Source organism: Colwellia sp. BRX8-5 (assembly GCF_014077325.1).
Classification (GTDB): Bacteria; Pseudomonadota; Gammaproteobacteria; order Enterobacterales; family Alteromonadaceae; genus Colwellia_A.
Genome location: NZ_JACGVR010000005.1, coordinates 169,952 through 190,240, shown reverse-complemented (window position 1 = coordinate 190,240; position 20,289 = coordinate 169,952). Strand labels below are relative to the sequence as shown.

Genomic DNA, 20,289 nt, shown 5'->3' with positions numbered 1-20,289 from the left:
GCTTAGGTGTTGATTAACCTCACCTAAGCAACACCTCTATAAAAACCAATTATTTGCTTGGCCTCAACATATGAAAACACTTTGTTATCACTGCAGTGAAATTGTTCCTAATGGGTTAGATTTATCAATAAAAATTGAGAATACCATGCAGCCGATGTGCTGTATTGGATGTCAAAGTGTTGCTCAAGCGATTATTGATAACGGTTTAGGTGAATATTATCGTTTTAGAACAGCTCCCGCACTAAAAGGTGAGCCTCTGGTTCCTGAGCAGTTACAACGTAATAAGTTACTTGATGATGACAGCCTACAAAGTGAATTTACTTATAAAAATGATGAATATAACGAAGCAATTTTAACGATTGACGGTATAAGCTGCGCGGCATGTGCGTGGCTTATCGAAATGCAACTTATCAAGATAAACGGCTTAATTAAAATTAATGTAAATGCCACGACACAACGTGCAACTGTTCGATGGAATAATAGTGAAGTACAACTTAGTGAGCTGATTAATCATATCAGCAATATTGGTTACCAAGCCCTCCCTTTTAAAGCGAGTACCGCCGAAAAACTTAACAAAACCCAAAGTAATAATTATATTAAACGCCTAGGTATCTCTGGTATTTTAATGATGCAAGTCATGATGATCGCTTTTGGCTTATACTTTGGCGCCTTTTCTGGCATGGATGAGTACAACTTAATCTATTTACGCTATGCGAGCTTATTTTTGACCTTACCTATTGTCACCTATGGCGCATTACCCTTCTACAAGGGAGCTATTAATGCTTTAAAAGTGAAGCGTTTATCTATGGATGTTCCTGTTGCTATAGCGATTTCACTGGCATTTTCGGCCAGTGCTTGGGCAACAATCACTCAGCAAGGTGAAGTCTATTTTGAATCAGTATCGATGTTCACTTTTTTACTACTTATTGGTAAATTTTTAGAATTTAGAGCAAGAAGTCGCGCCGCGGAAGTCTCGGCTAACTTGCTTAAGTTAATGCCGATGATAGCGACAAAACTCATTGATGATAAAGGAACAGAAAAAGAAGTCATACTACCAGCAAAAAAACTTCGTCCTCTCGATATTGTACTCATAAAACCAGGCGAAGTGGTTCCCGCTGATGGCACAATAATTACAGGCAGCAGCCAACTGAACGAAGCGATGTTGTCGGGTGAGCAGTTACCCTTAAATAAATCAATAGGCGATACTGTCTTTGCAGGCACTATAAATGGTGACGGTAATATCAACGTTGAAGTTAAACAAGCCAGTGAACATTCTTTTTTAAGCCAACTGATCAGATTAAGTGAATCATCTCAGGCGCATAAACCCAAATTAGCAAAATTATCAGATAAAATCGCTCAATACTTTGTTGCGGTTATTTTACTAACCGCTATAGGCACTGCATTTTATTGGCAACAGCATTTACCTGAAGAAGCTTTTTGGATCACCTTATCGGTACTCGTTGCTACCTGCCCTTGCGCATTGTCACTGGCAACCCCCACAGCGTTAACCTGTGCGACCACACGCTTAAACCGTGAAGGTATCATGATCAAATCTGCACATGTTATGGAAACATTACCAAAATTAACCACTATTGCTTTTGATAAAACAGGTACCTTAACTTCTGGTGATTTTTCTATTAATGAAATAAAGCGCTTTAATAATGAAAAGCTTAACTATAGCAAGCAGCAGGTTTTAGCTATAGCAGCAGCGCTCGAGTCTTATTCTGAGCACCCTTTAGCCAAACCGTTTAAAGCATTTCGTGATTACTCCTACCATACTCAAGCCGTTGAAATTAAATCTGGTGCTGGTATTCAAGGGAAAGTGAACGGTCAATACTTTCAAATCGGTAAACCTAATTGGTTGCTTAGCGAATCAAGTATGTTGGCAGAATTTGCGACGGCTTCTTGCCTATTAGTAGCAGACAACCAATTAGTCGCTGCTTTTTACTTAAGTGATGAAATTCGCAATGATGCCCAAACGCTGTTAGATGACTTAAAGAAAAGTAATATTTATACCATCATGCTATCGGGTGATAACCCTGCTGGCTGTGAAAAAGTTCAGGCATTGCTACATTTAGACGAGATACATAGTACTTTGACTGCGGCTAATAAGATGGCGATAATAAAAAATCAGCCTAAAAACTCAACCGTTGCTATGGTCGGCGATGGTGTCAATGATACGCCAGTATTCGGCGCAGCCCATGTCTCGATTGCTATGGGGAGTGGCACCGATATAGCTAAAAGTGGTGCCGATGTTATCTTACTCAATAATCGTTTAAAGTCGATAACAACATTAAGACAGGTCGCCAATAAAACTCGTCGCATTATTTGGCAAAATTATTTTTGGGCATTCGGTTATAATGCTATCGTATTGCCCCTTGCCGTCTCAGGCTACATTACTCCCTATATGGCGGTTATAGGTATGTCTGCAAGTTCGATATTGGTTATCACTAACTCGTTACGTTTATTAAAAAAGTAAACGCAAACTTATAATAGAGCATAAAGACCATGAGCATTATTTATATTTTGATCCCCATAGCGATAATCCTAACCTCTATCGCCATTTATTTATTTTTTTGGGCAGTAAAAACTGAACAATTTGATGATTTAGAGAAACAAGGTATGAGTATCTTGTTTGATGAAGATGAAAACACTACCACCAAAAAGTCCACTGAAACCCATAGCGAAAATACAGCTAAAAATGATACGGGTAGTAAATAACAGCCATGTTGAGTATAGATTATTTATCGGCATTCATCATCGGCTTGTTAGGTTCGGGACATTGTATCGGTATGTGCGGTGGTATAACAACGATGTTAACATCTGCTATATCACCGCAACAAAAAGGCAGCGATAAATTTAAGCTGGTCGGTGCATATAATGTTGGCCGAATTTTTTCTTATAGCTTAATTGGGGCAATCGTTGGATTTAGTAGTTCTATTGCAATAAAGAATATTGGCGTTCCATTAGGTTTTTTACGGTTATTTGCAGCGGTATTTTTAATTTTATTAGGCTTGTATTTAGGCCAATGGTTAATGTGGCTATCAAAAGTTGAAAAAATGGGTAAGTTCCTTTGGCGCTATCTATCCCCGTTAAGTAAAAGGTTTATTCCCATTAATAATGCTAAACAAGCGCTAGCATTAGGAGCAGTCTGGGGATGGTTACCTTGTGGTTTAGTCTACTCAACATTAACTTGGTCCTTAGCCAGTGGAAGTGCTCTCAGTGGCGCCCTAATTATGACCAGTTTTGGTTTAGGTACTTTACCAGCCTTGTTAAGTCTTTCACTTGGCTCTTTTGGTATAAAGTCGTTGGTAACAAACACGAAATTCAAGAAAATAATGGCGCTAATGATAATTTCATACGGAATATACAGTTTAATGTTTGCATATAAGCAATTGTTTTAATATGATCGATAAATTAGGGATAACTCATTTAGGTTAATATGTATAAAAAGCCATGTTCTACATCTCAACATATTCATTGTCAAAACTGTAGTATCAGCGAGCTGTGTTTACCTTTCTCTTTAAATGATAAAGAACTCGATACACTAGACAGCATTATTGACCGTAAACGCCCTATTCATAAAGGCGAACAAATTTTCCAAGATGGCGACAAAATGCAAGCTTTATACGCTATTCGCTCTGGAACATTCAAAACATTTACGGTTAATGAACAAGGTGAAGAACAAATTACCGGTTTTCATTTAGCGGGTGATTTATTAGGTTTTGATGCTATTGCTGAGTCAGAGCATCCTAGTTTTGCAAAAGCCTTAGAAACATCTATGGTCTGTGAGATACCTTACAATACTTTAGATTCATTATCGAATACGATGCCTAAGTTGAAAAAACAAATTCTTCGCATGATGAGTTCCGAAATCCGCTCAGATCAAGAAATGTTAACGCTACTTAACCGCAAAAATGCTGAACAACGCTTAGCAACTTTTATTTCAACCTTAGCCAGTCGCTATCATGCACGGGGTATGTCACTAACAGATTTTCGCCTAACGATGACGCGAAGTGACATAGGTAATTATATTGGTTTAACGGTTGAAACCATCAGTAGATTATTAAATCGTTTTCAAAAAAATGAATTAATCACAGTTGATGGAAAACTCATCACAATACTTAATATGGATAAACTTAACGAGTGTGCTTCACTGTAGTTTATCGCTTTTTTAAATAATTATAGATAAATGCTTAACATTAAAGATGTTAAGCATTTTTTTTATTGAAATATTATGATTTAAAGCAAATAATATCTATTAATTATGGTCTATTATTAATATTATTTAATAACTAGGGAGTAAATATTATGGATAAGTATAAAAAAATATTAGCCGTTATTGATCCAACCACTGAAAATCAAAAAGCGTTGAAACGTGCGATTGAATTAGCACGACATAGTGGCGGACAGATCACTGCATTTTTAACCATTTATGATTTATCTTATGAAATGACCACCATGCTTTCTGGCGACGAGCGAGAAGCAATGCGTCAATCGGTTATTAATGATCGTAAACTATGGTTAGACGAAAAGATTTCAGAAACTGATCACCAAGACATAACCATAGATACCTGTATTATTTGGCATAATCGCCCATTTGAAAAGATCATAAAAAAAGTACTGGCTGAAAACTTCGATATTGTCATCAAAGGCACCCATCAACATGACAAGCTAAAGTCGGTTATTTTTACGCCAACAGATTGGCATATATTAAGGAAATGTCCCTGCCCAGTATTACTGGTTAAAGACCATAGCTGGCCAAGCAATGGTAATTTACTTACCGCACTCAATATCGGTAGCGATGATGATGAGCACAAAGCGCTTAATAATAAGTTAACCCAAGAATCAATAGTGTTTTCTTCACTGATTAAAGCCAATGTTCATTTGGTGAATTCTTATCCAGGTACGCCAGTAAATATTGCCATTGAAATTCCAGAGTTTAACGCCTCTGAATATAACGACACTATGTTTAATCATCACAAAAGTGCGATGAAAGACCATGCTAATAGCTTTAATATTCCGCTTAAAAATACCCATGTTAAAGAAGGTTTACCTGAAGATGTTATTCAAAGTATTTCTAAGCACGTTGATGCTGAATTAGTTGTGTTAGGTACTATTGGTCGAACGGGGATTTCAGCGGCACTTATTGGTAATACTGCAGAGCATGTCATTGACCGCCTTAACTGTGATGTCTTAGCGATAAAACCTGATGGTTACCTCTCGCCATTAGCTTAATATTGAAATATGTAAATATCCATTAAAAAGCCGAGGATTTCCTTGGCTTTTTGCTATACTACGCGCGGTAAAATTCATACTTTTTATTTCAAATATCTCTAGGAAACACTATGAGCGCTCAATCAGCGACACCAATAACATCTTTAACACCCAGCCAAAAAATACAGCTGAGTAAACTTGAGAAGCGCTTAAGACGACATGTTGGCCAAGCTATCGCGCAATATAATATGATAGAAGATGGCGATAAAATAATGGTGTGCTTATCGGGTGGCAAAGACAGTTACGCCCTACTGGCTATTTTAATGTTGTTAAAAGAATCAGCGCCCATTCATTTTGATATCGTTGCCGTTAATCTTGATCAAAAACAACCCGGTTTTCCTGAGCATATCCTTCCCGAATACTTAGAAGCTTTAGGTGTTGAATATAAAATTGCGCAAGAAGATACCTACTCTATTGTTAAAGATAAAATACCTGAGGGGAAGACCACCTGCAGTTTATGCTCTCGTTTACGCAGAGCTATTTTATACAAGGTCGCGGCAGAAATAGGCGCAACTAAAATTGCACTAGGCCATCATCGTGATGACATGGTTGAAACACTGATGCTAAATATGTTTTATGGCGGTAAATTAAAATCAATGCCAGCAAAATTGGTCTCTGATAATGGTGAGCATGTCGTCATTAGACCGTTAGCTTTTTGTAAAGAAGCAGAACTCATCCAATATGCACAACTAAAAGCGTTCCCAATTATTCCTTGTAATTTATGTGGCTCTCAACCTAATTTACAACGTCAAAACATTAAGAAAATGTTACAGGACTGGAATGTTAATCATCCAGGACGAATTGAATCTATGTTTACTGCCATTCGCAATGTGGTTCCATCACATTTGTGTGACAGTGAACTTTTTGATTTTAAAGGGATTAACGCTGATTCAGGCATTATCAATGGTGGCGATATCGCTTTTGATGATGAACCTATTATTGCCGCTCAATTAACAAACAACGTCAATATTGAAGACAATTCAAAAGCCAAACTTTCATTAAGTAACAGTTTGAATATTATAGAAATAAAGTAGAATCTACCTTAATTAATACCAAGTATCTAAGCGCGATAACAACACCAGTTAAAAGAATGAATGTTATCGCTCGCCATCATTATCTGACGCGTAATACAATAAGCCGAGCCTAAATAACCTTAGGTTTTGGCTTCGACAATATTTTATCAAAATACACTTTATTATGGCGGATCATTTCTGTTATTTCTAAGACATAATCAGTGCCTCTAATAGAATAACGCAGTAATCCTGTTGCTAAGATTTGTGGCGATAGTGGTTGTTCTTGAGCGCGTAACTGCCCTCTAATTGAACGAAAAACACCATAAGCATGATTTGTATTAATATTGTGTAAATAACGCTGTACCGCATGCTCTAAACTATTAAATGCCGCTACTTCATGTTTAGCACCGTCATCTCTTCCTCTTGGCACCATGCCACAACCCTTTTTATAGCACCACATACCAAAAAAGTTTAAACCAACTCGAGCAAAACGAGAAGTGCCCCAAGCTGATTCATTGGCTGCCTGCACTAATACTAGTTCAACAGGCACAATATCAATACGCAACAATAATTCATTAAGTTGCTGTAGCGGCGAGTGTTTTTGATTAACTTTATATTTCTTAATTAATCGCTCAAGCAAAGCTTGTTGATCTGCTAAAAGATTTTCCTCGAGGAAAAGTGTTTCTATCATCAAGGAGACTTCTGCCCTTAACATAAGAATATTGCTATTCTCTTGCGCTATTGCTGGATAAATATAACGGAAAAACTGACGTTTTTTCGTTTTAACATCGCTTATAGAAGCAAAGTTTGGGATCTTAACGTTATGAAGCGGTTGCTCAACCACTTTTACTTTCGCCTTGACCACAGGAACGATAACAACGTTTGTTACTTCCGGCGTGGGAAGTTCAAAAGTTGGCGCTAAAAAAGTGAAGGGCGCAATAAGCGCAAGAAAAAATACACTTATTAACACAGTTCTCATCAAATATTGAATGATCATAGTAGCCTTTTTGTTAACAATAAGGTTTTGCACAGAGCTTTACGCTGAAAATGTATCACTCGTTTGCTGAGCGGGTACATCCGTCGCTTGTAACTGCATGCCAAAAATTTCTCGATATAAAATGCCTTTAACATTATAAAATAGCGGCGCTATAAATGTTAATGCGACTAAGAAAAGCATAACACCAATCACTGAAAATTGTGTTTTAGCAAGAATGGCTAAGGGGATTAAAGATAAAAATAAAGTTAAAAAGAGTAAGCTATAAATAGCGAGTAACTTAAACCACTGAAAACGTGTAACTTGTAAACTCAAGGTGATAGCTTTTATCGGTGATAATTTTTTATCTACTACAAGCGGCAGTACTAATGACAAGGCGACCGCTAAATAAATACCTGGAAAAACAAATAAACTCATACCTAAAGTTATTAATACTGACGTTAACAGCGCACAAACAGCAACCCAACTGCCTCGTTTTAAGAAAGCAAAAATTAATTTACTATTGGTTTTTAAACCAACGGCATGAAAAACGCCCATCATCTCGACACCAACTAAAAAAGGATAGATAACCATAGTGACAACAATATTTAATAATGTTGTTGATTGTGGGTCTTTAATCACTTGTTCAATACCACCCATGGTATTACTGATCAAAAATGAAACAACAATCCCCAAAATAAGCGTAAAAAGTAATCCTAAATTAATAGCGATTCGCGAGCGAAGTGTTAATTGCCACGCCTCTTTTAATACCGAAGAAACGTCAATAGTATATTCACCCTGCAAAGACTTTTCTATGCTACCACCAATTTGTACTACTTTTTTTTCATCCACGAAAATGACTACCTTTGTGTAAATTTTTCAACATTATAGCAAGTTGATTTGATATTGGAAAATAGCATAAATTTTCACCTGAATTATCGGTGTAATTTAGCAATACGTTTTAATATATTTTGAAAGTAATGAGCACCTTTCTCTTGGGCTAAGGCAATATTATTATCAGGTATTTTCTGTGGATTTTTATACACAGATAATACCTTTTCCATACTCGCTTCTCGAATTAAATGAAGCGTGGGTAATGGCGAACGGTTAGTATAATTAGAGGCTGCGTTAAATGGCTCACCTTCAAAATAATAATCAGGATGAAAACTGGCGAGCTGAAAGACACCTTCATAACCTAAGGTGAACAACAATTCATTAGCCTCATCGAGTAAATCAAGGTAGCTTTCAAAACCTTTAAAGCCTTCATTAAAAATCAATAAAGTCGTTTCTATGCTGGGGTCAGCGACGAGTCTTTCAAATTCTATGGCTAATTCTGCTAAAGCCGATTCAACCTTTTTTGCTGGGCAAAGTTGATAATGTATCGTGTTATTAACAAACTCTTTTTTTGCAAAAGGGCAAAAATTCAAACCAATAATTATTTCTTCTAGCCACTGCTTAGTTTGTGAAATTTCAACGGCATACATTTGTTTATCAGGCATTTTGTTGCAGTTGCCACATCGTTGCGTAATGACCCTTTTTAGTGAGTAGCGTTTGATGATCGCCCTGCTCGATTATTTCCCCTTTGTGCAGGACAATAATATTATCGGCATCAATAATAGTTGATAATCGATGAGCTATCACTAAGCTAGTGTGATCTTTAGCCACCTCTTTGATTGCTTTTAAAATAGCTTGCTCTGAGTGACTATCAAGTGACGACGTTGCTTCATCAAAGACCAAAATAGCAGGATTTTTCAAAATGGTTCGGGCGATGGCAACCCGTTGCTTTTCGCCACCAGAAAGCTTTAAACCACGCTCGCCAACGACGGTATCAAAACCTTTTGGTAACGAGGTAATAAAGTGACTTAAATGCGATAATCTTGCAGCTTCTTCAACTTGTGCATTACTCGCGTTTACATTGCCATATTTAACATTTTCAAATAAACTTTCATTAAATAACACCGTATCTTGTGGCACGATGCCAATATTCTTTCTCAAGGAATGTTGCGTAATATCAGTAACTGCTTCGCCGTCAATTTTAATACAGCCTTGTTGGCAGTCATAAAAACGAAAAAGTAGTTTCACTAAGGTCGATTTTCCTGAGCCACTCTCGCCAACAACAGCGACTTTTTGACCCGCTTTAACCTCGAATGAAACATTTTTTAAAATGGGTCTTTGCTCATCATAAAAGAAGCTAACGTTATCAAATTTAATAGCACCATGGCTTATCGCTAATTCTTTGGCATCTTGTGCATCTACAACCTTAGGTACTTTTTGCAACAAGGTAAACATTTGCTCAATATTTGCTAAAGAACCTTTTATTTCTCGATAAACAAATCCTAAAAAGTTTAAAGGGATAAACAGTTGCATCATAAAAGCATTAACCAGGACAAAGTCTCCTAAGGTCATTTGTTGATGAGTCACTTGATAAGCCGCTAACGCTAACATTGCCGTCATCGCTAACGACACGATAATGGCCTGACCACCATTTAAAGCAAACAGTGACAAACGGTTTTGCATTTTTGCTTTTTCCCAATCAGCTAATTGACTGTCGTAAGCTGTTGATTCATATGATTCATTAGTAAAATATTTAACCGTTTCATAATTTAACAGACTGTCTATTGCGCGAGTATTACTTGATGAGTCAGCTTTATTTGCGGCTCTAATGTAACGCGTGCGCCATTCTGTTGCGTAAATCGAGTAAGCGATATAGCTGGCAATAGAGACGCCGGTGATCAGCGCAAACCAAATGCCATAATTCACCCATAATATGGTAATAACCATAATTATTTCGAGTAAGGTTGGCACAATATTAAAAACCATAAACCGCATTAAGAAGTTAACCCCAGACGTACCACGGTCAATGTCACGCGAGAGTCCACCTGTCTGGCGGTCCAAATGAAAGTCTAAGTCAAGTTGATGCAGGTGCTCGAAAACTTTCAAACCAATGCGGCGGATCGCTCGTTCGGTAACACGGCCAAATAAGGTGTCGCGTATTTCTGCCAGTAGCACAATAGTTAAACGCACTAAACCATAAGCGGCAACTAAAGCAAAAGGCACAATGAAAATATTGTTTTCTTGTTGAGCATCAAGTCCGTCAACGATATCTTTTAAGATAAAAGGCAGATAAACACTGGCGAGTTTAGTTAACACCAAACAAAACAACGCAAAACCTATTCGCACTTTAAATTCGAGTAAGTAGGGAATAAGTGACTTTAGCACTCGCCAATTAATGGTGGCATTTTCAGGTGACGAGTAGGAAGATCTGCGCATTAAGGGATATTACTCTGGTAGGAATTAGGCAAACTTTAACGGCTTTAATCACTTAAAGCAATCAAGAAAATCAACCCATAGTGAACACAACATCTGTTTTTCACTTAATTGAATAAGCGCTGCCGCACTGTAGTAGCTATAAACTGAGTATATTAAGTACGTCTCTGTATATCTAATCCATAACGCCACTTTAATCATGACGCTGATCTGAAATAAACAGCTAAAAAAACTGATTATAATTTGTTGTTAGCAAATTATAATCAGCATTTAATCGTCTCTAAGAGCGAAGGAAAACTCCATAGTTATTTAAAGTTCCCCCCTTTTAAATAGATGAGTAAAATCTATCAGTAAAAGAATCACATACCGGTAAATATACGTACCTAAAAACTTAATACCTTACGTTAAGCTTTAAATTGTTGCGTTAATTTATTGAGCTCATCTGAAGAACTTTGCATAAGTTGAGAATTTTTTGTCATCGCATTTAATTGTTCTAAACTGCTATGACCTGCGCTAACAATTCTATTAACGTTGCTGCTTAACTCTTCTGCAACAGTACTTTGTTCTTCAACCGCAGAGGCTATTTGCGTCGCCATTTCAGTAATTTGTTCTGTAGAGCTTAAAATACTACTAATAGACTCACCTGAACTGAGTGCATTTTCAACTGACGCCTTACTTTTAACCTGGCTATCTTCCATAACATGAACCGCTGATTTAGCACCTGATTGTAAACGTTCAATGGTCTGCTGAATTTGTGCAGTGCTTTCTTGAGTTCGACTGGCCAAAGCCCTAACTTCATCTGCAACCACAGCAAAACCACGCCCTTGCTCTCCAGCACGAGCCGCTTCAATGGCAGCGTTTAACGCCAATAAGTTTGTTTGTTCGGCAATTCCGCGAATGACATCTAAGACTGAAACAATGCCTTTAACATCATCCTCAAGTGCACCAACTACCTTAGTGGCTTCATTAAGGTGATCAGATAAGCCATTTATTGACTCAATAGACTCTTTAATAATAGCGGATACTGCTCGTGCATCTTGATTTGCTTGCTCTGCTGAGCCTGCAGTTAACTGAACATTATTAGCAATTTCTTTTGCTGACGCAGACATTTCAGTGATGGCGGTAGCCACTTGATCCGTTTCAGACTGTTGATTTTCTAAATGCCCACGACTGGCCTCAGAAGCTTGATATACATTTTGTGACACCTCTGAAGTCTGCTTTACCGACAATTGAATAGATTGAACAAGTAATTGAATTTTATCTACAAAGACGTTGAATGACTCTGCAACAAGGCCTATTTCGTCTTCACGTTTAACGCGTAGTCGCTGCGTTAGGTCGCCTTCTCCACGCGCAATATTCTCTAAAGCATTGGCAACTTCACTTAAAGGCTGCGTCACTAGTTTAGCGAATAAAAAGTAGATCGCTGAAATTAAAAATACGTCAAGCAATACTCCTTTAACAATGATGCGAGAAGCTAAAGATGACAATTCGAGATCTATTGAAGAACTATCGATAAACAAAGTAACATTACCAACACTGGTACTTTGACCGTCCTCAATATGTTGTAACTTAAAAGTGATCGCTTCGTTTGTTTTCTTTCCTTTTGATTGAGATATTGTTTTTTTATCTTCATTGGTTATTTCTATTAAAGCGATGTCTTCTGATTGTTGTTCCGAGTTTAAAATACCCTTCATTTGATCTTCTTCATAATTCCAAACAGCAGAAGGCAAATTAAGTTTTAATCGAGATTCGACCAAAGAAAGTTGATTTATTTGCTTATTTTTCAGTAAATTACTTTGTGCCATATAATCATACACACCAAAAGAAATGACGAGTGTGGTGACAATAATCAATGCTGAAAAAATAAGTTTAAATGATATAGATTTAGTAACGTTCATATTATTTTTATACCTTTTTACTGCCAGTCTTGTAGACCATATTTATTTAGAATATCTTTTAGCTGTCCAGATGCTCTAAGTGTTTCTGTACCTTTCTCGATTAATTCAATGTACATTTTACTGGTCGGCTTTGCAGGTGAACAAGCAATGTAAATCGGTGCTTTCTCAGCGTTAGTCCCTGCGCTTTTTAGTGCTTCATTAAAACCAAGTTCTTTTAACTTTGCATTCGCGACTGAAACCGATTCAACGACAACATCAATTCGATTATTAACGAGTTTTTTAAAGTTTTTTTCCAAAGCATCAGTTCCTGAAACATCTTTAAAAACATCGGGTCGACTTTTTATTAACGCGTCAAACTCTTCGCCATAAGCATAACCACTAATGACACCTACTTTCTGAGTTAATAGCGAATCAAAACCGGTAAATGTCCAAGTTGATGCATTATTAACATAATATCCCGTACCATCCATTCCCCAATTCAAAGAAGGAAAAATAAAATCGGGTGCATCTTCAGGATACGCTCCGACAACGCAGTCAAACTTACCTTCACGAACCGAGTTTATCGCCCTTTCCCATGGCATTACCTTATAATCAACAGTATGTCCTGCTGCTGTAAAAATTGCTGTAGCCATATCAATCATATAGCCTTGCTTGTCACCATTTGGATCGCCATTCATCGGAAACCAGTCATCCGCACGAATAGTAACTGTCGCTGCAGATGCTGGCAGTGAAATAGCAATAGTAAGTAAACCAATAACTAGTTTCATCGTATTAACCTTGTGTAATGTATAGTTGAATGAATTACGCACATCTGCTTTTAATCAACTGTTATCATATTCATTAATAACAAAGTGCGTAAATACAGCAATCTATTGAGTTAGCCTGAAAAACTATTCTTTATGTATAATTGACATAAGGTCCTATTCATTCAAATATTTTTTCATCACTGCCGTAATATCAATCTTCTTTAAACCTTCATTATAGATAGCTAACCATTTCTCACCTTCGGTACTCTTTTTAAAGGCTACGAACAATTCCTTTTCTGTCAACAACTTAGCATTCATTTGCACTTGTTCTTGCGCCTTTTCTAAGTCTTTGCTATTTGCTAGTAAGTAGCTGAAAACATTGGTATCGATAACAGCAGCATCGATTCGACCACCCGCAACTTTACGAATGTTGGTTTCATCAGAGGTAGCGGTTTGCGCTTTTATTTCGCCACTAGTAATTAATGCATCAACTTCAGCTGTATTAACATAATCTTGAACTACGCCAATTTTATATTGCGTTAAATCTTTAACCGCAGTCCATGCTATGGGTTTTTTCTTGTTTTCAATTAACCCTAAAGGGCCCTTCCCCATCGGATTAGAAAATGAAAACTCATTTGACTCATAGTAATACTCAGGAAAATAACCTGCATATTTTGAGTCTGGTTCCGATGCAAGTTTTACAGCACGACTCCAAGGGAAAAAATCAACCTTCAACTCATGTCCCATTGCCTTAAACGCTGCTTTAGCTACAGCAACTGAAGCACCTTGCTCATTTAAAGCCTTTCCTGAATATGGCGGCCAAGTTAACGAGGTTAGATGGACGGTGTCGCTAAATGCGGGTGTGCTAAAAGACAAAATTAATATAATTTTTATGACTTTATTAAACATGGCTATCTCCTAAAACTGAAATGTACGAGCAACGGTAAGCAATAGTGTGGTATCGCCATAAGTATCTAAATCAGTGCCGTGCAGCCCTAATGAAAAATCAAAACCATTGGTACTAAAGTTACTGGTGACTTGCCAGTGGTTATAACTGTCACTACCGGGCTCCCATTGCCATTTGTCATCATCTAAACTACTCGACCTGTCAATACCCACTAATAAAGTTAACTCATCATTAATGGTAAAGGTATGATTTAACATAACAATGTAATGACCTGCCCCTGTTCCAAAGTAATCCCAAGCATACCAAAAGTTTAAATCGGTAGCGCCGAAATTCCATTTAGTATATATCTCAGTATAGTTACCGTCAGAACTATAGCTTGCGCCGTTATAAGTATATTGAGCAACGCCAACATCAAGATTAACGTTATCATTTACTGCGGTGTAATAACCGAGATAAACATCTGCTTCTATATTCGTATCATCACCAAAATCAACATTTGACGCCCAACCACCCGCATACCAACCCCCCGCACCAGACCAATCAAGACTACCTTGAAGTGCTGGGCCCTCATCTGTTTGACTAACACCATTAAAAAGATAATCGCTTGCTACTGTAACGGTTGATGACCAGTCAGCGAACGCAGGTGAAGACATGGTAAGTAAAGTTGTTACTAATATTAAATGTTTTTTCATTAAGTTAATCCTATAAAAGATATCTATAAAATTATAGTCACTGATCGCTTAATAACAATATTTTACTGATATTAATAAGTAGATGGGCTAACTCAACTCATTGATGGTGAAGAACTTGTATGGTGATTACGGCAATAAATGTTAGCAGATGAGTTATTTAAGTCGTATTGGTATTAGGTAATTGCTGTATTAATGCTACTTTATGTTAGTTTGCATTGATAATAGTTAGTCGATATCGATGTTATTATCTAGTCATCAACTCCGCGATGAATAGGGTGTGATAAGTTTGTGTGACTTTCCCTAGAGGCCATTTATCTAAAATGCCAAGATATTAACCTATCTCGATAAAGATGAAGTTAGTTTGTTAAATAGTTAAATAGTTAAATAGTTAAATAGGGGTTCGAAAATCAACAGTCGCTTTACGGCCACCACTTGCATCATTATTTTGATATGACCAATGCATTTTATTGACGATTTTATCAACTAACCTTAAACCTAAACCATAGCCGTAATCAGCACCACTGTGATCAAAGTCACCTTCACTTATATTAATATTTTCAACGATAACTAGGCCTTGGCTACATTGAATAATAACTTCGCCTTCTGCTGTATATTGAAATGCATTGCGAATTAAGTTGTTGAGGATCAAGCGACAAGGTGTTTCAAGTACCTTAATATGAGTAGGCGTCAATTTAAGTGTTATTTTAACTTTTTTACTTTGTAATAAGTACGCGTTATCTTCAACCAAGTTGTTAATCATCAAGTTTAAGTCTATTTCGACTAAAGCCAATGTTTGTTGATTGCTTTGTTCTATGGAGTGTTCCTGGCTGAGCCATAATAGTGTTTCTGTGGTGTGTTGCATATTGAGTGCTGCCCTACTGATTCGGGCTAAAGACTGTTCACCTTTGTCTTTATTATTTTCGCTAGAGAATATTCGAGTTAATAATTCACTGTTACTTTTAACAACCGCTATTGGGGTTCGTAATTCATGACTTGCATGGCGTAAAAAATCTTGTTCTTTACCAAGCATAGCACTGAGCCTTAATAGCGCTTTTTGTTGTTGAACTGCAATCGCTGTTAATTCATAGAATTCAAAGTTTGGTGTGTCTTGCTCAACATTTTCAAGGGTTAAACTTTCAACCCAATCCCCAATACGGTAAAAGGGTGTTAACGTTCGTTTAAGCAATAACTGGACAGAAAAATGCATCACTAATAAAAAAATCAATGCTATTGGCCACGTTAGCTGGAACATTTTACTGATACCCATTTGGCTTAAGGCATCATATTGTTTAATATTTATTTTTCGTACTAAATAAAAAATTTTACCATCAAATAAGGGCTGTGCAATAACAAATATAGCCTGCTCTGGCCATGAAATAAAAGTGTCTTCACTGAAAAGTCTAATGTTATCCATCGCCATTTTTTTTACATTTTCAAAGGCAGCAAAATGCTCTCGTATTTCGACGGGAAGACTTTTCCAATCTAAGAAACCTTGGAAGTGAATGTTATTAGGCAATGGATGATCGATGTTTTTTTGATATTGACGTGCAAAATCATTACTTTCTAAATGAAGATCCTGAAAGTTAGCTTCATCAAGCCCATGAATAAAATAAAAGTTAATCACTAAGGTGTAACTAAGCACGATAATTAAGGCAATCATGCTTTGTACTTTTAAGACGTATCTACGAAGGGTTTGTGGTTTTTTCTTAGTTTTACTCATATCAATTATTAACTATAAAGTCGCTATTATAATGTTCATTAATCTCATCATGCACGAAAAACAAAACCTTGTCCCGCCACCGTATGAATAAGCTTACTTTCATTGATGGTATCGACTTGTTGTCTCAATTTAAACAAATGGACTTTCAAACTATCACTGTCTGGTTGTTCATTACCCCAAACAGCTTGTAACAGTTGTTTTTTTGAAACAACCTCAGGGGATTTTCGCATCAGTACTTCAAGAATTTTCCAACCTGTTGGTGACAATTGTAACGTACGTTGTTGCCGTATTAATGTTTTAGCGCCAAAATCAGCGTCAAGACCGAACAGTGATAATCGGTTTGTTTGACCACTGCGGCGATTTGCTAACACCTGAATACGGGCAATCAGCTCTTGCATTTCAAACGGTTTAACCAAGTAATCATCTGATCCTGCCGCAAAGCCAGCCAGTTTATCATCTAAGGTATCTCGAGCGGTCAACATCAAAATCGCCGTACTATTTCCTTGCTCGCGCATTTTTTTGCAGACGGTTAAACCGTCCATGCGCGGCATATTCACATCGAGGATCATCACATCAAAGTGGTGATTACTGAGTAATGCTAAGCCAGCAATACCGTTAGCTGCGTGATCACAGCTTATGCCTTCTAATTCAAGATAATCAATAATTGTTGTCGCTAAATCAAGATCATCTTCAACTAACAGTACATGAACTAGCATCGACTGATCTTAAAGAAACTGGCATATAAAACAGGTACAACCGCTAAGGTTAAAATTGTGCCAACGCCTAAGCCGAATGCTAATACGGTTGCCATACCATAAAACATTGACATTGGGTCTATCAATAACGGTAATAATCCCATAATAGTGGTAACGGTTGTCATCGTTATTGGGCGTAAACGTGTTAAACACGAATTAACAATGGCTTGATAGTCACTTTGCCCTGTGGCTCGTTCAATTTCAATTCGGTCAATTAAGACAATCGCATTATTAATAATAATACCTGCCAAACTATAAATACCTAAGGTGACCATAAATCCAAAAGGCGCATTCATGACTAATAAACCAACAACCGTCCCTATCAGTGATAAGGGAATAGTCAGCACAATAATTGACGCTCGGCGGAATGAATTAAATTGCATAACCAATAAAATTAGCACCAAACCAATAACCATCGGCATACTAGCCCCAAGAGCTTGTTGCGCTTCTTTAGACTGGACAATAACACCGTCGTATTCAATTAAATGGTTAACGGGTAAATCTTTTTTTAATGCTTGAATATCGCCGTCAATAACCCCCTTTAGATCTTCCGCTGTCATTTGGGTATTACTGGCTTCAATCGTGATAGTCGTAAACATGTTCTCACGTTGAATTTTTGCATACTGATTAACTGGAATAAAGTCTGCCACTTGAAATAAGGGCACTGATGATCCAGTTTGATTAGAAAATATTGAAACGGTACGCAGCCTATCTAGATTAAAACGCTCTTCTTCTTCTGCGCGAAACACCACGGGAATAATATCATCGCCATCACGATATTCAGTAACATTAGCGCCGCTAAAGTAGCCTTGTAAGGCGGTAGCTACGTCAGAAGAGGTAACACCGGCTCGACGGGCACGATGTTGATCAATTTTAACTTGCATCTTAACAATACGATTTTCCCAATCGGTACGCACATTTTTAGTATGAGGGACCGCTTGTAAAACGCTCATAATTTCTTTAGCTTTTTCATATAAAATGTCTTTATCAGGACCTTTTACTTGAATACTTATTGTGCTTGAATCTGAAGGGCCCGCAAACATCCGCTTAACGCGTCCAGACACATTGGGGAAGTTTTCAATAATACCGTTATGTAATTTATTAACAAAAGTATTAATTTTTGTCTCATCTTTAACATTAATGACGACAAACCCTTTATTATTAGCGGGATCTTCTGGATTAAGTGTTAATACAAAACGCGGTCCGTTAAAACCAGAATACCCCGAATAGTTACTGATCTCAGGAAAACTCGTCTTATCATCTAACCAAGTAAACACCTCTTGCATTTGACGATTAGTTTCTCTTGCCGAAGTCCCATTAGGTAGGTCAATGTACATCATCACCTGAGTTCGGTCAGAGTCAGGAAAGAATTGTTTTTTTAGTAAGCCAAAGCCACTTAAAGATACGATTAAGGTGACGACCATCAAGGTCATAAAAATGGCTTTATGTGCTAAAACCCAATGAAGAAATTTTTCATATATTTGATAGAATTTCGTTGAATTTTCAGTGGGTTTATCTGTTGTTGCCGCCCCCTTATTTTCAGCTTTGATAAAGAAATAACAAAGCGTTGGAGTAACACATAAAGCTAAAACCCAACTGGTCATCAACGTTATCAGTATAACCAGGGAAACTGAGCGGGTGAATTCACCCGCCACATGCTCGGCAAGCATTAAGGGTAAGAAAAATAAAATCGTGGTTACCGATGAACTGAGTAATGGCATGGCAAGTTCTTTACCGCCCTGGCACATGGCATCAAAGCGGTCTATACCTTGTTCAATTCTTCGTTTAAAGTCTTCAGCGATAACAATGCCATTATCAACCAATAAACCCAAGGCAATGATAAGTGTTGCTAAGCTCATTTTCTCTAACGTCATACCAGAGAACTTCATAATAGCTAATGTGGTTAGCATCACAAAAGGTACAATTGAGCCAACAATTAAACCAGTACGTAAACCTAAAAAGTAAATAACAACCAATAATACAATCACCAGTGTTTGTATTACATTGATTGAGACCCCTTCAATAGATTTCTGTACTTGATCCGCTTGATAAGTTGCAATATTGATTTTGTAACCAATCGGTAAAGTATTTTCAATATTGGTGACCATATTTTTAACTCTTGGCGCATATTCCAATAAGTTATATTTTTGCAGCATGGAAACGCCAAACATAATAGCGGGCTCGCCATTAAAGTAGGCAGGTTTATCTGGCGGATCAATAAAGCCTCGGCGCAGGCTAACAATATCTTTTAGCGCGATGGTATCGTCAGTCCCGGTGATCCTAATATGAGTATTACCTATTTCTTCCAGTGAAGAAAAATTACCCGTTGGCTCAACCACTATGGAACGTAAACCCGTATCGATTTGTCCACCTGGACTAATAATATTTTGATTTTGTAGTTCACTAATAATGCTACGCGGTGAAATACCCAATTGAGCGAGTTTAGCTGTTTTTACTTCAAGGTATATTCGCTCAGCTTGAACGCCGATAATATCAACCTTTTTAGTACCTGCAACACTGTATAAATTGTCACGAATATGTTTAGAAATATCATACATTTCACCTAAGTCAAAACCGTCAGCGGTTAAGGCTAAAGTGACAACAGATACGTCACCAAATGAGTCATTAACAAAAGGAGGACTAGTCCCTTCTGGCAAATTCAATTGCGCTTGTTTAACTTTATTACGTAAGTCTTGCCAAATATTATCTAAATTAAAATAGCGATCGTAAATTTCAACATGAATGACCGATTGTCCCGTCATTGAGGTCGATGTAAGTTTTTCAACTTCAGGAATTTTTCTAATTTCTTTTTCAATGGCACGCGTGATTAATTGTTCAACACGTTCGGGGGCCATACCTGGGTATGAAGTGGTAACAATGGCTTTACGTATAGTTATTGTTGGGTTTTCTTGTGCTGGTAAGGTTAAATAAGCAAAAACACCGTTAATCAATAATAAGGCAAGTACCATTAAAATGGACTTTCGGTAGGTAAAAGCAATTTTAGTTAAATTCATAAAAGTCTCTAAATTTCAAGTTATACG

17 protein-coding genes are annotated in these 20,289 nt (G+C 37.2%); 6 read left to right on the top strand and 11 right to left on the bottom strand.

What is annotated here, in order from left to right; all coding sequences use genetic code 11:
• Positions 1–70: 70 nt before the first annotated feature.
• The 6 genes from H4J62_RS05685 (at position 71) to ttcA (ending at position 6,311) form a co-directional block, all read left to right on the top strand.
• Positions 71–2,479: a heavy metal translocating P-type ATPase gene (locus H4J62_RS05685; RefSeq protein ID WP_182214363.1), complete on the top strand. Its 2,409-nt coding sequence runs from the start codon at positions 71–73 to the stop codon at positions 2,477–2,479.
• 29 nt (positions 2,480–2,508) lie between these two features.
• Complete coding sequence (ccoS, locus tag H4J62_RS05680) at positions 2,509–2,721, top strand: cbb3-type cytochrome oxidase assembly protein CcoS (protein ID WP_182214361.1); 213 nt, start codon at positions 2,509–2,511, stop codon at positions 2,719–2,721.
• Between the two features lie 5 nt (positions 2,722–2,726).
• Positions 2,727–3,404, top strand: a complete 678-nt coding sequence (locus H4J62_RS05675; RefSeq protein ID WP_259364981.1) for a sulfite exporter TauE/SafE family protein — start codon at positions 2,727–2,729, stop codon at positions 3,402–3,404.
• A 38-nt stretch (positions 3,405–3,442) separates the two neighbouring features.
• On the top strand, positions 3,443–4,162 hold the full coding sequence (fnr, locus tag H4J62_RS05670) for a fumarate/nitrate reduction transcriptional regulator Fnr (protein ID WP_182214359.1): 720 nt from the start codon (positions 3,443–3,445) through the stop codon (positions 4,160–4,162).
• A gap of 149 nt (positions 4,163–4,311) precedes the next feature.
• The gene (gene uspE, locus H4J62_RS05665) at positions 4,312–5,238 is read left to right on the top strand and encodes a universal stress protein UspE (protein WP_182214357.1); all 927 of its coding nucleotides are present in this window, start codon (positions 4,312–4,314) and stop codon (positions 5,236–5,238) included.
• A gap of 110 nt (positions 5,239–5,348) precedes the next feature.
• Complete coding sequence (gene ttcA, locus H4J62_RS05660; protein WP_182214355.1) at positions 5,349–6,311, top strand: tRNA 2-thiocytidine(32) synthetase TtcA; 963 nt, start codon at positions 5,349–5,351, stop codon at positions 6,309–6,311.
• Between the two features lie 109 nt (positions 6,312–6,420).
• Here ttcA and H4J62_RS05655 read toward each other — a convergent pair whose 3' ends face one another.
• From H4J62_RS05655 to H4J62_RS05605, 11 genes are all read right to left on the bottom strand, one after another.
• Positions 6,421–7,287 (bottom strand): glucosaminidase domain-containing protein, encoded by an 867-nt coding sequence (locus H4J62_RS05655; protein ID WP_182214353.1) that lies wholly within the window; start codon positions 7,285–7,287, stop codon positions 6,421–6,423.
• Positions 7,288–7,326: 39 nt separating this feature from the next.
• Complete coding sequence (locus H4J62_RS05650; protein WP_182214352.1) at positions 7,327–8,115, bottom strand: hypothetical protein; 789 nt, start codon at positions 8,113–8,115, stop codon at positions 7,327–7,329.
• An 83-nt stretch (positions 8,116–8,198) separates the two neighbouring features.
• The gene (locus H4J62_RS05645; RefSeq protein WP_220465931.1) at positions 8,199–8,762 is read right to left on the bottom strand and encodes a DUF1415 domain-containing protein; all 564 of its coding nucleotides are present in this window, start codon (positions 8,760–8,762) and stop codon (positions 8,199–8,201) included.
• The gene (locus H4J62_RS05640) at positions 8,755–10,533 is read right to left on the bottom strand and encodes an ABC transporter ATP-binding protein/permease (RefSeq protein ID WP_182214350.1); all 1,779 of its coding nucleotides are present in this window, start codon (positions 10,531–10,533) and stop codon (positions 8,755–8,757) included. Before H4J62_RS05640 ends, H4J62_RS05645 begins: the two co-directional genes overlap by 8 nt.
• Positions 10,534–10,934: 401 nt before the next feature.
• A complete protein-coding gene (locus tag H4J62_RS05635; RefSeq protein WP_182214348.1) occupies positions 10,935–12,428 on the bottom strand; it encodes a methyl-accepting chemotaxis protein in 1,494 nt (497 codons plus the stop codon).
• A 17-nt stretch (positions 12,429–12,445) separates the two neighbouring features.
• The gene (locus tag H4J62_RS05630; RefSeq protein WP_182214347.1) at positions 12,446–13,195 is read right to left on the bottom strand and encodes an ABC transporter substrate-binding protein; all 750 of its coding nucleotides are present in this window, start codon (positions 13,193–13,195) and stop codon (positions 12,446–12,448) included.
• A gap of 153 nt (positions 13,196–13,348) precedes the next feature.
• Positions 13,349–14,083 carry an ABC transporter substrate-binding protein gene (locus H4J62_RS05625; RefSeq protein ID WP_182214345.1) on the bottom strand — a complete coding sequence of 245 codons (735 nt, stop codon included), beginning with the start codon at positions 14,081–14,083 and terminating at the stop codon, positions 13,349–13,351.
• 9 nt (positions 14,084–14,092) lie between these two features.
• On the bottom strand, positions 14,093–14,773 hold the full coding sequence (locus tag H4J62_RS05620; protein ID WP_182214343.1) for a TorF family putative porin: 681 nt from the start codon (positions 14,771–14,773) through the stop codon (positions 14,093–14,095).
• Positions 14,774–15,161: 388 nt separating this feature from the next.
• Entirely contained in the window at positions 15,162–16,493 is a 1,332-nt protein-coding gene (locus H4J62_RS05615; protein WP_182214341.1) for a HAMP domain-containing sensor histidine kinase, read from the bottom strand.
• A 47-nt stretch (positions 16,494–16,540) separates the two neighbouring features.
• A complete protein-coding gene (locus H4J62_RS05610) occupies positions 16,541–17,209 on the bottom strand; it encodes a response regulator transcription factor (protein ID WP_182214339.1) in 669 nt (222 codons plus the stop codon).
• Complete coding sequence (locus H4J62_RS05605; protein WP_182214338.1) at positions 17,203–20,262, bottom strand: efflux RND transporter permease subunit; 3,060 nt, start codon at positions 20,260–20,262, stop codon at positions 17,203–17,205. Before H4J62_RS05605 ends, H4J62_RS05610 begins: the two co-directional genes overlap by 7 nt.
• Positions 20,263–20,289 lie beyond the last annotated feature (27 nt).

What these genes read in the sequence shown, in the direction of transcription:
- H4J62_RS05610 (WP_182214339.1), bottom strand. Translation starts at nt 17,209, where the DNA reads ATGCTAGTTCATGTACTGTTAGTTGAAGATGATCTTGATTTAGCGACA.
- uspE (WP_182214357.1), top strand. Translation starts at nt 4,312, where the DNA reads ATGGATAAGTATAAAAAAATATTAGCCGTTATTGATCCAACCACTGAA.
- H4J62_RS05645 (WP_220465931.1), bottom strand. Translation starts at nt 8,762, where the DNA reads ATGCCTGATAAACAAATGTATGCCGTTGAAATTTCACAAACTAAGCAG.
- H4J62_RS05655 (WP_182214353.1), bottom strand. Translation starts at nt 7,287, where the DNA reads ATGATCATTCAATATTTGATGAGAACTGTGTTAATAAGTGTATTTTTT.
- H4J62_RS05635 (WP_182214348.1), bottom strand. Translation starts at nt 12,428, where the DNA reads ATGAACGTTACTAAATCTATATCATTTAAACTTATTTTTTCAGCATTG.
- H4J62_RS05605 (WP_182214338.1), bottom strand. Translation starts at nt 20,262, where the DNA reads ATGAATTTAACTAAAATTGCTTTTACCTACCGAAAGTCCATTTTAATG.
- ttcA (WP_182214355.1), top strand. Translation starts at nt 5,349, where the DNA reads ATGAGCGCTCAATCAGCGACACCAATAACATCTTTAACACCCAGCCAA.
- H4J62_RS05620 (WP_182214343.1), bottom strand. Translation starts at nt 14,773, where the DNA reads ATGAAAAAACATTTAATATTAGTAACAACTTTACTTACCATGTCTTCA.
- ccoS (WP_182214361.1), top strand. Translation starts at nt 2,509, where the DNA reads ATGAGCATTATTTATATTTTGATCCCCATAGCGATAATCCTAACCTCT.
- H4J62_RS05615 (WP_182214341.1), bottom strand. Translation starts at nt 16,493, where the DNA reads ATGAGTAAAACTAAGAAAAAACCACAAACCCTTCGTAGATACGTCTTA.
- fnr (WP_182214359.1), top strand. Translation starts at nt 3,443, where the DNA reads ATGTATAAAAAGCCATGTTCTACATCTCAACATATTCATTGTCAAAAC.
- H4J62_RS05630 (WP_182214347.1), bottom strand. Translation starts at nt 13,195, where the DNA reads ATGAAACTAGTTATTGGTTTACTTACTATTGCTATTTCACTGCCAGCA.
- H4J62_RS05675 (WP_259364981.1), top strand. Translation starts at nt 2,727, where the DNA reads ATGTTGAGTATAGATTATTTATCGGCATTCATCATCGGCTTGTTAGGT.
- H4J62_RS05625 (WP_182214345.1), bottom strand. Translation starts at nt 14,083, where the DNA reads ATGTTTAATAAAGTCATAAAAATTATATTAATTTTGTCTTTTAGCACA.
- H4J62_RS05640 (WP_182214350.1), bottom strand. Translation starts at nt 10,533, where the DNA reads ATGCGCAGATCTTCCTACTCGTCACCTGAAAATGCCACCATTAATTGG.
- H4J62_RS05685 (WP_182214363.1), top strand. Translation starts at nt 71, where the DNA reads ATGAAAACACTTTGTTATCACTGCAGTGAAATTGTTCCTAATGGGTTA.